17 protein-coding genes are annotated in these 13,909 nt (G+C 37.1%); 14 read left to right on the top strand and 3 right to left on the bottom strand.

Annotation, left to right across the window (positions count from 1 at the left end; translation table 11 throughout):
• Positions 1-12 precede the first annotated feature (12 nt).
• From CO726_RS24440 to CO726_RS31920, 14 genes are all read left to right on the top strand, one after another.
• A complete protein-coding gene (locus tag CO726_RS24440; RefSeq protein ID WP_000939642.1) occupies positions 13-990 on the top strand; it encodes a conjugal transfer protein in 978 nt (325 codons plus the stop codon).
• Between the two features lie 9 nt (positions 991-999).
• On the top strand, positions 1,000-1,251 hold the full coding sequence (locus CO726_RS24435; protein WP_000281809.1) for a TcpD family membrane protein: 252 nt from the start codon (positions 1,000-1,002) through the stop codon (positions 1,249-1,251).
• A gap of 27 nt (positions 1,252-1,278) precedes the next feature.
• The gene (locus tag CO726_RS24430; protein WP_000659660.1) at positions 1,279-1,830 is read left to right on the top strand and encodes a TcpE family conjugal transfer membrane protein; all 552 of its coding nucleotides are present in this window, start codon (positions 1,279-1,281) and stop codon (positions 1,828-1,830) included.
• Positions 1,790-4,360, top strand: coding sequence for an ATP-binding protein (locus tag CO726_RS24425; RefSeq protein WP_000920939.1), 2,571 nt, complete (start codon positions 1,790-1,792; stop codon positions 4,358-4,360). The genes CO726_RS24430 and CO726_RS24425 overlap by 41 nt, the downstream gene beginning before the upstream one ends.
• A gap of 58 nt (positions 4,361-4,418) precedes the next feature.
• Positions 4,419-4,928, top strand: coding sequence for a hypothetical protein (locus tag CO726_RS24420; RefSeq protein WP_000736220.1), 510 nt, complete (start codon positions 4,419-4,421; stop codon positions 4,926-4,928).
• Entirely contained in the window at positions 4,925-7,645 is a 2,721-nt protein-coding gene (locus CO726_RS24415; RefSeq protein ID WP_099685957.1) for a CD3337/EF1877 family mobilome membrane protein, read from the top strand. Before CO726_RS24420 ends, CO726_RS24415 begins: the two co-directional genes overlap by 4 nt.
• A 56-nt stretch (positions 7,646-7,701) precedes the next feature.
• Positions 7,702-8,100, top strand: coding sequence for a hypothetical protein (locus tag CO726_RS24410; protein ID WP_099685956.1), 399 nt, complete (start codon positions 7,702-7,704; stop codon positions 8,098-8,100).
• Between the two features lie 27 nt (positions 8,101-8,127).
• Positions 8,128-9,255, top strand: a complete 1,128-nt coding sequence (locus tag CO726_RS24405) for a peptidoglycan DD-metalloendopeptidase family protein (protein ID WP_099685955.1) — start codon at positions 8,128-8,130, stop codon at positions 9,253-9,255.
• A 24-nt stretch (positions 9,256-9,279) separates the two neighbouring features.
• A complete protein-coding gene (locus tag CO726_RS24400; protein ID WP_099685954.1) occupies positions 9,280-9,864 on the top strand; it encodes a hypothetical protein in 585 nt (194 codons plus the stop codon).
• An 18-nt stretch (positions 9,865-9,882) separates the two neighbouring features.
• Positions 9,883-10,203 (top strand): hypothetical protein, encoded by a 321-nt coding sequence (locus tag CO726_RS24395; RefSeq protein ID WP_169513075.1) that lies wholly within the window; start codon positions 9,883-9,885, stop codon positions 10,201-10,203.
• A gap of 24 nt (positions 10,204-10,227) precedes the next feature.
• The gene (locus CO726_RS24390; RefSeq protein WP_099685952.1) at positions 10,228-10,524 is read left to right on the top strand and encodes a hypothetical protein; all 297 of its coding nucleotides are present in this window, start codon (positions 10,228-10,230) and stop codon (positions 10,522-10,524) included.
• A gap of 127 nt (positions 10,525-10,651) precedes the next feature.
• Positions 10,652-10,972 (top strand): hypothetical protein, encoded by a 321-nt coding sequence (locus CO726_RS24385; protein ID WP_099685951.1) that lies wholly within the window; start codon positions 10,652-10,654, stop codon positions 10,970-10,972.
• A gap of 31 nt (positions 10,973-11,003) precedes the next feature.
• Positions 11,004-11,216, top strand: coding sequence for a hypothetical protein (locus tag CO726_RS24380; protein ID WP_099685950.1), 213 nt, complete (start codon positions 11,004-11,006; stop codon positions 11,214-11,216).
• A 35-nt stretch (positions 11,217-11,251) separates the two neighbouring features.
• Positions 11,252-11,395: a hypothetical protein gene (locus tag CO726_RS31920; protein WP_169513074.1), complete on the top strand. Its 144-nt coding sequence runs from the start codon at positions 11,252-11,254 to the stop codon at positions 11,393-11,395.
• Between the two features lie 104 nt (positions 11,396-11,499).
• Here the strand turns inward: CO726_RS31920 and CO726_RS24375 are convergent, their stop codons facing one another.
• From CO726_RS24375 to CO726_RS24365, 3 genes are all read right to left on the bottom strand, one after another.
• On the bottom strand, positions 11,500-12,072 hold the full coding sequence (locus CO726_RS24375) for a hypothetical protein (RefSeq protein WP_245916741.1): 573 nt from the start codon (positions 12,070-12,072) through the stop codon (positions 11,500-11,502).
• Positions 12,073-12,234: 162 nt separating this feature from the next.
• Positions 12,235-12,537, bottom strand: coding sequence for a MazG-like family protein (locus CO726_RS24370; RefSeq protein ID WP_088667691.1), 303 nt, complete (start codon positions 12,535-12,537; stop codon positions 12,235-12,237).
• A gap of 235 nt (positions 12,538-12,772) precedes the next feature.
• Positions 12,773-13,882: a C45 family autoproteolytic acyltransferase/hydrolase gene (locus tag CO726_RS24365; RefSeq protein ID WP_099685949.1), complete on the bottom strand. Its 1,110-nt coding sequence runs from the start codon at positions 13,880-13,882 to the stop codon at positions 12,773-12,775.
• Positions 13,883-13,909 lie beyond the last annotated feature (27 nt).

The raw sequence follows: 13,909 nt of genomic DNA, 5'->3' as shown, positions 1-13,909 counted from the left end.
AGGGGGATGAATATGCTTCAAAAGGTGAAACAGTGGTTTGCAAAAACATTTGAAAGTAAACAAGGGAAGGCAAGGAAAGCCACAAGGATTCCTTCCTATAAAGGCCGCTTAATTGGGAAATGGGCCTTTTGGCTCCTGTTTTGTTGGATGCTGATTGTATCCATCACAACCGTAGTAAAAGGAAAGGGAGATACACAAGCAAAAGCCAGTACCATTCCAAAAGAAGTTACGCAAAAACAAAACCTTGCCTCGCGTCCAGAAGCGATTGAATTTGCGCGCGGATTTGCAAAAGAATACTTTACATGGCAAAGAGGGGATGAAGGCAAGAAGAAGCGTTCAGAGCGCTTACAACTCTATATACCGAAAGCACTTGACCCACAAGTTGGTTTGGATTTTGCAAGTATACAATGGGATTCCAATTTTCTATACGCAACTGTATTAAAAGTAGATGAGGTCACAGATAAAGAAGCAAATGTAATTTTTAAAGTGAAATACAAATTAAGCCGCATGAAAGCAGATAATAGCGGGCCAGAGGATAAGGAGGTGATCCAGCAAGTGTCGGTTCCTGTTCAATCAGATGGAAAGGCTTTTGTGATTAGTGGATTCCCTCAAATCGTCAAGGTGAATGAAAAAGCAGAAGTACCAGAAGAAAAAGCAGGGAAAGAACGAGAGGAAATTCATGAAATCACTGTAAAAGAAGACATTCGAGAATTTTTACCAACCTTTTTTAAATCCTATACGACCGCAACACCAAAAGAACTCGCGTATGTTTTAGCCAATACAGATATTAAAGGGTTAGAAGGAGCCATGAAATTTGAAAATATACTTTCCTCTAAGATTTATCCAGGAAAAACAAAAGGCACATATGAGGTACAAACAGAGGTATCTATGATTGATCCACATTCTGAAACGAAAATGAAAACAGGTTATACGTTGTTTGTCAAACAAGATGGAAAGCAATGGGTTGTAAAAGACTTAAAAACAAAATAGGAGAGGGGCATGTATATGTTCAATATAAATCATTTTGTGTTAGGAATCGGGTTAGAAGGATTTTTCGAAATGATGAAGACACAAGGAACATACGCGTTATATTGTGCGTTTATCATTGTAATCTTGATCGTAGCGGCAAAGCGCGCATGGGGAAAAGCGATTACGTTAATTGTTGGCGGCGGGATTGTTGTATTCTTCATTAACAAACCAGATGCATTAAAAACAATCGGAACGTGGTTAGGCGGATTGTTTGGCGTCTAAGTAAGGGATGGAAAGGAAGGGAGCTACATGAAGGAAAAAGAATCAAAATCTATCATTGTCTATTGTTTCGGAAGCTATATGAACTATATGCGAAGACAGTACGAAATTATGGGGTATCGTCTTCCGCGTGCGGTTACATGGAGGGCACTTGGTTATTTTGCGGCGGTAGAAGCGGGGCTTGTAGCCTTCCGCTTCCTTCCTCCCTTTAAATGGATATTTGGGGATATGATCGATCAAGTTTGGCTCATGTATTATGGTGTGATTCCTCTTTTCCTCGTATGGGGCGCAGATAAATATAAAACAGATGGAAAATCACTTTTCTCTTTTGTTCGGTCCTGGGTTACATTTCGTTTACGTAAACATCAAAGTAGCCGATTAGTAACCTTACCGAAATTTAAAAAACATGTGTTTTATGGTCATGTATGTGTACAACATGACGTCAAAGATTTACCAATCGTACATGTATCCAGTGAAGAAGAAGAGAACGACATACACGCTTATGATGTAACATTTTTACCCCAAAAGGAGGAAATTGAATATGTTGAAAACGATGAACAGACCACCATTAAAGCACGTTGAAAAGAATTTAGCGTTTAGTATAGACGGAAAAGTATCCGCAGTATATGAAGTAGACGGATTCGAATACGATCATCAAGATGAAAGCACCAAAAAAGTATATTATCGCAATCAACTCGCTCTTTTTACCCATCAAGAATATGATATCCACTTACTTGTGATTCCTCGTACAACAAATTCAGATGAAATTCTGGATGAACATATTTCCACTTTAAAAGGGCCAATGGCCCCAACAGGACGCTTTCTTTTTAAAAAGGTAAAAGAATACTTACGAAATGCGGCCATTGCGAAAGAGAACATGGAATATCGCTTTTTCGTTTTAGTACAACTGAATATGGAACAGAAAGAAAGACAAATTCGTAACCCTGTCGTAGAAACATGGAAGTTTATGAAGAAGGTTAGAGAAGGATTTGCAGAGACAGCCCAAAACATATCGGGCATGAATGTGACGGATATTTTAGAAGAGGAAATCGAAAATTATTTAGAAGTAGAAGACGTGTTATTTAGCCAGGTTAGAGGGGCATTTCATAATACAAGACGTGCGAAACCGTCTACAACGCGCTTTTTATTCCATCATAACTTCAAACGTGGCATGAAAGAACTGAATCGGGATCAAAACTGGAAGGTAGGTTCTACAGTTACCTTGCAAAATGAAGAAGGAAAGGCAGTAAAAGTACGCCGCCCAGATTTACAAGAAATGGTCCAATTAACGGATACGGTGATTGATGAAAGCCCAGGGCGTTCTCTTATACTCGAAAGGCAAAATGAAGAAGGGGAAATTGAAACCTCTCATGTTGCTTTTCTTGCGGTGAAAGATATGCCCGAAATATCGGCTTTTCCTGGTGGAGAGTGGATTTATCGCATTCAATCTCATTCGTTAAAGTTTCCTGTTGAAATGAGTATTCGAGCGTATCACTTAGAAAACCAGATGGTCACACAAAAACTCTCGAATAGTGAACTGGAATTAAACGATCAACGCCAACAAGCGATGGTAGGTGGTCGCACAACAGATTTAACAATTGATCGTAAAGCAAGGGGCGTCAAAATTGTAAAAGATCGATTTGAAACAACGGGAGCACCTGGATATGAACTAAGTGTACTATTTTGCGTGTACGCCGAAGATGACAAAACATTAAGATCGCGCGTAAATACGCTCATTACAGAATATCGCAAAATGAAAATCGAGTTAGTTAATCCATATGGAGAACAGCTTGCATACTTCTATGAGTTCTTACCAGGCTCTAAACGTTATAATACGGATTTCAAATTGTTTGTGGAGCCAGGTGTGCTCGCACAGGGCATGTTTGGGGCCACGACACAAATTGGCGATAATCAAGGGTTTTACATTGGAAAGACAAAGAAATTAAATCGTCCTGTTTTTGTTCGTCCAGACTTGGCGGCGAAAGCACTAGATAACATTGTAACAGCGTTTGAAAGTTTATCGGTTATGTTTGCGGGGCAAACAGGGAAAGGGAAATCTTTCTTAATGAATTTACTCGCCTTCTGGATTGTGATGAGTGGCGGAAGGGCATTTATTATAGACCCTAAGGGCGATCGCACAAGGTGGCCTGAATTATTACCAGGGTTTAACGAGGATACCTTGCAAGTATGGACGCTTGGAAAGAATAAAGAGGATGCGGGTTGTTTAGACCCATTCCGAATCAGCGCAACGATAGAAGATGCGAAAAGTTTAGCACTTGAAATTTTAACGTTCCTATCGGATGTAGGTTTAGAGGATATCCGATATGACTATTTATATAAGGCGATTGAACGAGTGGCGGAAAAAGAAGATGCATGTTTAACTTTGGTTCGTAAAGAGCTAGTGGAGATGAAGAAAGAACCTAACTTATTGCCAACTGAATTAGAAAAGTTAAACGCTCTTACAAATCGTTTGGCAACCTTAGAAGGTATCCAGTTAGGAGATTTATTGTTTGGTAAACAAGGTCAAGATTACCGTGTATTAAGCCTAGAACGTCCGTTACAAGTATTACAAATTCAACATTTACGTATTCCGAAATCAGAAGAAAAGAATGAGAGTGTTACAGACAAATTATCTCGTAGTATCTTAATTGCATTAGCGGCATTTGGTAAATCCTTAATGCATTCCGACCGTAGTATTTTCAAAGTATACCTACAAGATGAAGCATCTAGTATTCTGAAAAACAAAGAGGGTGCGGCGTCTTCTGACAAAATCATTCGAGAAGGACGTTATCACAATATCGGCTTGTATTTAGGAACACAAAATGCATCCGATTATCAATCTGAAAATAAAGAGGTTGCAAATGTGGGTATGAAGTTCTGTTTTGCATTGAAATACGATAAGGAAGCGGAAGAAATGTTGCGTTACTATAACTTGCCAGTTACAGAAGAAAATATCTTGATGTTACGCCAATTACGACGCGGCGAAGCGTTGTTCCAGGATATTTTCGGCCGAACAGCGGTTGTAGAAATTGATCCTGTTTTCCAAGAATTAAAGACTGCATTTGATTCCTCTACGAAAACAGACGAAGAACGCGCACAACAATTGGCGTAATTCGTATTACAATACAGATAAGAGTATTCTAAATTATCTGTATATGGAGGATGGAACAATGAAAAAATTACGTATGTTATCGGGATTATGTGTAGCAGGAATGTTGATGGTAACGGGGATTGCGGGTTGCTCAAATGAAACGAAAAGTAATGCAAATCAACAAGAGAGTCAGAAAGAACGTGACATGAAAGAAGCGGATAAAGCCGCAGTTGAGTATTTAAAGGCTTATATTGAAATGGATTCAAATAAGATTAATGATTTGTTATATAAGAAATTTGATTTAGGAAAAGATGAGATAATGCATCCAGGAATTAGCAAAGAAATGAAGGAACGATACGATTTATATAGATATGATTTACAAGAAGGAGAAGATGAATTTTATTACAGAATAAAATTTTATGATCCTGTAGAAAAGGCTCAAATGGGGTTATACCTTCGAATGGTAAAAGATAAAAAAGATGATAAATGGAAAAATTACGAGTGGGCATGGGATTCTAATAATAGCCTTAATTCAATTGTTGGAAGTGTGAAACCTGTACATGTCCATAAATGGGGGCAAAAAGAATGAAAAGACTTTTCTCTATTTTTATGATTCTTGTATTTTTCTTACTTCCGCTAGGGTCTCATGTAGCCCTAGCGGAAGATACAAAAACAGAAGAAAAACAAGAACAAAAAGGAGCGCGAATATCGGAAAATCTATTTAGTGGGTATACAGATGGCATTTACAAAGATAAGTATTATGAAATTGATACGTACCAGCCGAAAGAAGAAGATAAGAACGTGTTTGAAAAAGGGTGGGGGTATTTATTTGGTGATGATAGTATGGGAAAAGATTTACAAAGGATGCTGTATACAACCTGTCAATGGTTTGCGAATATGGCCTTTCAATTAAATGTGATTCTTGGACAATTAACCATCTTCTTAGTCGATCAAGCGTTGAACCTAGATATTGTAGATGCGGTTGCGGATAAATTAGGGGCGGCTATGCAAAATATTGCTGGTATTGGAAAAGGCGGATTTTTATCTTCTGGACTATTCCCAGCAATTATCGGTATTGCGTGTGTGTTATCGGCTTGTTATGCGGGTTATATCTTCTTTATTAAACGTCAGCCCTCAAAAGGTTTAAGTGAGTTAGTAAAAACGGTATTGGTTATTGCTTTTATTGTTACGTACATTGGGAACGCAAGTACAATCTTAAAGAGTGCAAATACAATTAGTTCTGAAATTAGCGTAACAGTATTAGCGAAAGCAACGGGAACGGTTGCGGGTGATCCAGGACGCTCCAAAGCAGACGCAATCTTTTCAGTGAAAAAGCAGATTTGGGATTTGTTAGTTGAACGTCCATATTTATTTTTACAGTATGGAGAAGACTCAAAAGAAAAATTGGGTGCTCAACGGGTAGATGAATTGTTGGCAAAATCACCAGGGAAAGAACGAAATGAAATAGTTGGAAAAGAAGTGAAAAAAGGAAACCAAATGATGGTTCTTTCATCGGTGGGAGAACGTCTGGTGTTTACAGTCATGTATTATGTGGTAAATACATTCGCAGGTGTTCCAGTAATCGCCTTTTGTTTACTGATTGTAGCATTCCAATTATGGTTCCTTGTCATGAGTATTATCTCACCAATCGTCATGGCGGTGGCCCTATTGCCAGGACATCGTAGAGTTATTGAAAGTTGGGCTTCACAATGGATTCGCCCATTAGCATTAAAAATATTTATGTCTGTTATGCTGGTCATCATCTTTACGATAGCAGAATTACTATATGTGTTACCAGAAGCGGGCGTTGCAGGATATGTGTCTACAATGATTTTCCAAATTCTTGTTTTCGTTCTTTGCTACCTGTTTAGAGGAAATATTGTTGCGGCCTTTAGTCGAGCGCGCGGCGTGTATGAAACGGTCACAAATATATCTCTTATGACTGAAAACTTTGTAGATAAAGGAAAAGAGTACGCTGGAAATACCATGTCTTATATTGGAGACAAAATGGGAATGCATTTTAACAACGCGGCTGAATTGGCGGCGGCAGGCGGCCAGTTAGAAAATGCAGGGACAGACGATGAAAAGACAAAAGCCAACCCGTTAATGCAAGCCAATATACCGAATGATTTACCAAATAATCAAACAGAACAAGGAAAAGAAGAGAATCAAAAGAAAGGAAAACTTATTTCTTTACAGGATCGTGATAAACAGGGGAATTTACCACAGCAAGAAGAGGAAGGAAAAGAACAACCAACACCAGGTGAAGAAGAAGTACCAATGCAACAAGACCTTATCAGCTTAGATAAAGAAGCATTAGAACAAGAAGTAGAAGGACAACAAGAAGGAACAGAAGTAGAAGAATCAGAAATGGAGGTTCAACCAGAGCTAGTATCTTTACAAGACGAGGAAATTCCAACAGGAGAAGAAATGCCAACTGATATAGAGGGATATGAAGAAATTCAACCAGAAGTACCAGAACAAGAGGTACCATTAGAAGATATTCCGACTGATATAGAAGTATATGAAGAGGTACATCCCGAAGTACCAGAACAAGAGGTGCCATTAGAAGAGGTTTCAACTGATATGGAAGCATATGAAGAAATCCAAACAGAGGTGCCAGAACAAGAAATACCACTAGAAGAGGTTTCAAGCGATATGGAGGCATATGAAGAGATTCAAACAGAAGTGCCAACACAAGAACTTCCATTAGAGGAAGTGTCACCAGATCATGAAACATTTGAAGAAATACCATCCGATATCCCACAACAAGACATTCCAACAGAAGAAATTCCGATGGACATTTCAAGAGAAGAAATACAACCAGAACAGGAAACTTCAACACATATTCCACAACAAGAAATCTCAACACCAATTGAAACAGAGGCAAATGAACCTTTAATACCAGATACAATTCGAGCAGATGTAAATGAAGAAGGTGTTATTGTACCTCACACACCAGAAACAACAAGCGCAGAAATTCCAGATGCTATACCTGCCGAAGTAACCGAAGCGGGGGAAATTGTTGCAAAAAATCCCAATATAGATGTCGAGTCAACTGTACAAGTAACAAATCCTTCTGACGTATTTATCCCGACGGAATCCGTTTCCTCTTCTGATTTAACACGAGTAAATGAGAAAGAAGTAAGTAAAAATGAACCGATTCAAGGAGAAGCGGAAACAATCGATACACCAGATATACAATATGGAGCTGTAGCCGCTGGAAGTGAAAACTGGATGCCTTCTACTGATCCGCAAAACTTAGATAACTTAGATGATTTGGAGCCACCAAAAAAAGATGAGTAGAGTCCTAGACTTTTAGGACTTTACTATTTTTTTACGAAAAAAGGAGCGATATAGCTATGAAACACTGGGGATTAACGTGTTTGAAAATGGTGAGTATCAGTATTTTTCTTTGTATCGGGTGTTTCGGATGGATGAACATAATCATTCTTTTCATACAGAGAGAATGGCCGACAGATTTATTGGGATGGATTGGTTTAGGGTTACTTATCTGGTACGCGCTCATTCTTCTAACTCTTCAAATTATCCATAATGAGTTACGTTTCCGTATTGATGATAGAGCGAAACTAGCCTTTTTCATTTGGTTTGTAGGAATCGGTCATTTTGGATTACTACATTTTATACAAGACCAGCAATCTACTGTTTTAACGTTACTATTTCATGTTTTTGCGATTATACCTATTCTGTTGGCCCTTACATATGGGCTGATTGTTCGAAAATATTCCAATCAATCTTGATACATGGCGTAAGGGGGGAGGGATGATATGAGACCAGAAATAAAAGAAGTTGTAGATAAAACGGTACAAGAAGAGATTACACAAGAACAAAAAAAGAAGAAGAAAAAGAAATCCTGGTTACTGACATTTCTTTTTGGGAGTTCTACTTTCACGATAGGATTGTTCGTCTGTATTGGATTTCTTTTATTTATTGTTTTGGGGCAAGGCATTGGTAAAAAAGAAGAGGAAGCACCAGCAACCATCCCAAGTAATGGAATGACGGTTTGTCGTCCAGGTGGAAAAACAGTGTCACCAGAAGAACTACAACCCCACCTGGGCGGCGTTTTTACAGGGAAAGCACAAGCCTTTTTAAATGCAGGAACACAAAACCAAATTGATCCCGTTTTACTAGCGGCCATTGCAAGATTGGAAACGGGTAATGGTACTTCTAATGCAGTAAAGAACTATAACAACCCTGGTGGCCTTATGGACCCTAGTAGTTCACAAATGAAAGGATTCATGAAGTTCGCCACTTTGGAGGAAGGAATCAACGCTATGGCGCGAAACCTATATAAAAATTATATCGGTATGGGGATAACAACTATAGAAGCAATAGGAGCAAAATACGCACCGCCAGGAGCCGCAAATGATCCACATGGTACAAATGGTTTATGGCCTGTATTAGTAACAAAGTTTGTGGCGCAAATGGGCGGCCTTACTTTTAATTGTGAAGCGGGAAAGCCAGGCGGCGTTGTAGATACGGGATCAGCAAGCTCACAAGGATTTATTCGTCCTATCGCTCAAACAACGATTACAAGCCCGTTTGGGCCACGCTGGGGCACTATTCATAAAGGCATCGATTATTCTTGCCAGGACGGTGTCACCGCAATTGCCGCGTCGAAAGGTGGCGTTGTAGAGTTGGCGGAATTTGGCGCAGGCGGGAGTGGCTTCGGGGGGTATGGAAACGTAGTTGTAATCAATCATGGGAATGGATATTGGAGTCTATACGGTCATATGTCATCCATTACCGTACAGAAAGGGCAAAACATTGGAGTCGGTCAACAGGTAGGCGTTTGTGGTAGAACAGGGCAAGTAACAGGGCCACACTTGCATTTCGAAATTAAAACAGCCTTTAAATTCGGGCAAGTGGACCCAGCACCTTATTTGCCGAAATAAGCAGAAAAAAAGGGAGGATTAGGGATGAAACAGGGAATCGTTGGTTTTGTCATACTTGTATTAGTGGGTATCAGTGTATGGTTATGGAATCAAAATCGCACTTTACAGCATAAAGTCGAGCAAACGGAAAAGAAATGGACGGAACAGGTAAAAGAGCTGAAAACAGAGAATCGAGCATTGGAAAAGCGCGTGACAGTTTTAACAGAAAATACTCAAGATAAAGGGCAAGAAGTAGCAAAACAATTTGTAGAGTTGTTAATACAGAATGATAACAAACAAAAAGAAAAGCCAGGATTTGAGAAAATCAAAGAAATGATAACAGGAGAAGCACGAAATAAATTATTAAACGCGCCAGATGATGGACATAACCATATACAAGATGATGGCTCTATGCATATTCAAACGAAAGCGAAGATAACAGATATGTACTACATTAAAACCGCTGATAATAAAGCGGATGTAACGGTTAAATATGATTATCTTGTAACGGTTGATGGAACAGAACAACAAGAAAAACACACAATGAAATTAAATTTAGTATTAGAAGGTGACAAATGGTTTGTAGAAAATTATGAGTTCCAAATCAATACAGGAATTGAAGGACCATAGGGAAAGGAATGAGGTGAGTTGGTGAATCAAAATGTGTTGCATCATATCGGGTATGAAATATTGCAAGAAACGTTTGTATTGATTCGAAATGTATTTTCCTATTCAAACCAAGATGAATCCAGTGTGACATATGTGCGAGAAATTGCGGATGCCTTGCATAATATCCCGTATTCGATTCAGAAACAACATGATAAATTCCTAGAATTTGAGTTCAAACTGTTAGAAGAAACATTAATGCAAATGGATTTTGGAAAGGTTGCCGCACAAAATATTCCCTATTTTAGAATGTATGCGGCGCGTGTACAGCAATTGTTACAGAAGCGTTATAAAGAGGTTTAATCGAGTGGAAATGGGGCGATAAGAATGATTGTATTGGGAATTGGGCTGTCAGTTTTGCTGATAGCCTTTTTGTTTATCCAGGTGTATCCGTTCCACGAGCAAAAATTAGAACAAAGAAAATATGATGAATATGGAATTTGGATCATTATTTGTACAGGGGTATGCCTCTATGTATCGCATCATTTTTTACAAGAAAACACGTGGCAATGGGGATTGAAAATCATTGGTGCAACTTTTTTTACAGGCTTTTCAGTTGGATGTGTCGGAAAACAAAGTATATATGATTTTCAACACAAAAAGTTTCCCTTTCAGAAAAAATGACGTTTCAGATTCGCTTGTAATTGATTTTGAAGAAGTTATTAATACATTTGGTATCGAATGAGGTTACGTCTTTTATTCGGTCTTTTAAGTGGTTTAAATGAGTTTTTAGAGAAAAAGGGGTGTTAGGATGATTCTTTTTAAAGTTATTGCATATATTTTGATAAGTATAGGAGTTTGTACGCTTGTTTTGGCAGGAATAGCCGCGATTGTAAAGAAACAAATCAAAATCGCGAATATAAATTTGTTATTGGCCATGTATTATGTTTGTTCTGGAAGTCTTCTTTATTTGTGTACGATGTGGGAAACACAAGATACTTTACTACAAGCCTTTTTGATTTTAATTGCAGGAATTACGATTATCCGATTAAGAAAAAGTTGGTATGTACCGCAAATGCGTATCCGTCTTCAAAAACTACAGGAGCAAGCAACAAATAAGAATGATCTGTGAGGAAATCTAGGAGAAAGGGAGTGGAGAAATCTTGATACATCAATACGAATTGAATTTTTCAGTGATGTATAGTGGTAAGGTAACAGACTCACAATCTACGATTATTCCAGCACAATCCTTAGAGGAAGCAAGTGAGAAATTGCAATCAGAGGTAAAGCGGCGATTAGGAAAATGTACTATAAAAGTGAATTCCGCAAGTTTATTTGTTTCAGAGGGAGTTCAATATACAGTCTTACAAAAGTGAAAATCAATATCGTGCATAAAAAGGAGGAAATGAATATGCTATGTCCAGTATGTGTCCAAAGAGAAGAAAAGGAAGTTGAAATGATCCCGATGTATGACGAATATCCAAATTGGATTCTTTTTTGCAGAAAATGCGATCATCGACATGAAAATGAAGAAGTAAGCCCTCTTCCTTATTGAAAGTAATAAATCGAAAAGTCCTGCTTTTATAGCAGGACTTTCTCTTTTTTCTTTTATGTAAATAACTGTTATTGATTATTCCGTTCATCATAAAATGTTTTGTCTTACGATTCAATCAAACGAGAGTTCTCTAAATCGTTCCATTCTAAAAGTTTAGTTAGTATTTCATTCTTTTCTTTTTTCAAATGTTCCATTTTATCTTGGATAATTTTTTGGGCTTGATTCCATTCTATGGAGCGTTTTAGAGTATCATCAAATTTAGTCAATTGTGACACATTCATATAATCTAAATATCTAGAGTTACACCCTATATGCTCTTGTTGTAACTTGAAAATGGGAGCTAATTCGAGAGTATCTACATTTTCTATGTGCTGATTATATTCTGTAAATAGTAGATGTCTAACAAAGGATACATTTTTAGACTGGTGATTACTAGCGTTATTGAGTAATCGATATTTTTGGTCTTTTATAAGTGCGTAATATTCATCATTTGTTGTATTTTTGACCTTCTCTAAAGAAATGTGATCTGTAATTTTAATTGGATCATTACTCATAGACATTCTGTATTCGAAGGTATGGAAATGGCAATCGCCATGTATATGAGCTTGGAGAGCATTAATGTTAGAGTTGTGAACTAAATCAATTAATACATTACCTGTTCCATTCCCTTTTTTCATCGTACGAAAAACGAAAATACATCCGTAAATATATTCGTTCTGATAATCAATCCCTACAAGGGGTAGCGTCAGGAAAATGCGGATTTACAACGATAAGAAAATGTTCGTAAATTATCCGGCCTTCAAAACGAAAACCGGATTCCATTTAAACTTTTAAAATTATTAATCCCAATTTCTATATTTATTTATCTCACTCTTTTTTCTAAACGCCTCTTCTAAATCAATATCGAGCTTGTTGGCAAGATCAAAAAGATTCCATACCGCATCGTATATTTCAAAACTCAAATGTTCTTTTAGTTCATTAATATTATCAGCATCAGGTTTGGAAGAGATTTTTAAAACTTCTTGAGCTACTTCTCCTATTTCTGTAACCAAAAATAAGGTTCTTTCTTCAATCGTTGAATGCTCAAAACCTTTATTTTTACTAAACTCTCTAACATTTCTTTGTAATTCAGATATTTTCATTTTTTAATTCCTTCCACAAGGATTCTTTATAATCCAAAACTAGATTCCCTAATTTTTTTGAACATGCTTTCTTAGTTACAAAGGGCTTGATAATCTCTCCGCATCCTATAAATATTATAATATTCACTAAAGAACTGCTTTCTTATTTGAAAGGAATCGTTTGTTATTTTAATTAGTATTAGGTTATTTAGAAAAGGATGCTTAGAGTTATCCATTACTTCTGATATTGGAAGTATTATTTGACTAGTTTCCAAAAGTTTGGCCCATAGTTATTGTTCTTAATAAAAATTTCTAATTCGTTAAAAGGCAAGGTTTCCCCTACTTTTAATTTATAGATTTTATTATTTATAGGGGAACCGAAAGAAATATCTAATTGTTTGTCATTAAGATTAAATAGTATAGAATGAACAGTTCCGAAATTTTCTTCAAAATTGTGTACTGTTACACCCTTAGGGTATTCCTTTAACATTAATTGTTGTAATTCATTCTTTGTAATAAAATTATTACTTTCTAAGTTGTCTTTCAAAAAATTATAACGCATTTCAGATTGTTCTAATTTTCCGCTTTCTAACTTAATTATTTCTGGCATTACAGCATGATTGGTTGCAATAAAAAATCCTGATTTTTTATCGCCTCTTTCTACAACCTTTTTTCCATCATAAGTTTCTATTAAAGCTGCGTTACCATTGGCATCTGCCAGAAGCAAATTCATATTTGTTCCAATAGGCATATCCTCTAAATAAGAAATTCCTTCCTCAACGTCTTTACAATTTTCAAGTAAAGCTCTGACTATTACCATAAATTGTAGTCCTTTTATGATAGGCTTTTTCATTCCTAGATGTTTTCCAACTGGCATACCGCAAGAGGCAAAAGCTACACAGAACCCCTTTTCATTTAAGCCTTCACTTCGACCAAAATAAGAAACGGAGAATCCGGTATGACTGTATTTACCCTTTACTTTTGTTGTACAGAGTCTCATATCAGATATTGCTGGTGACAAGTCGTAGTTTCTAAGGACATAGGTTTTACTATCATTTGTTTTAGACGGTAAAACAGCACCCAAACTACATCCACCTGGTTGTAGCAAAGCTTCATCAAAGAAATTAAGATAACTAGGCTTTACATTTAGTGAATCTGCAAACCCTTGTAATTCCTCGATTAAACCGGGACAATACTGGTTCATTAATTTTTCCATATCCTTAAATTTCGCCTCATCTATTGGTTCGGATAATAAAACTACATTCATTACATTAGGAATCTTTTTTATTTCTTCTCCTTGCCTTCTACCAATCTCGTGGCTGTTGCCTTCAAGAAAAGAAAAATAACCTTGAATTGAATCTTTCATATTTGTCTCTCTCCAGTCCAATTTATT

The sequence above is a fragment of the Bacillus fungorum genome (assembly GCF_002746455.1).
GTDB classification, from domain to species: domain Bacteria; phylum Bacillota; class Bacilli; order Bacillales; family Bacillaceae_G; genus Bacillus_A; species Bacillus_A fungorum.
This window is presented reverse-complemented; position numbering and strand designations above follow the sequence as displayed.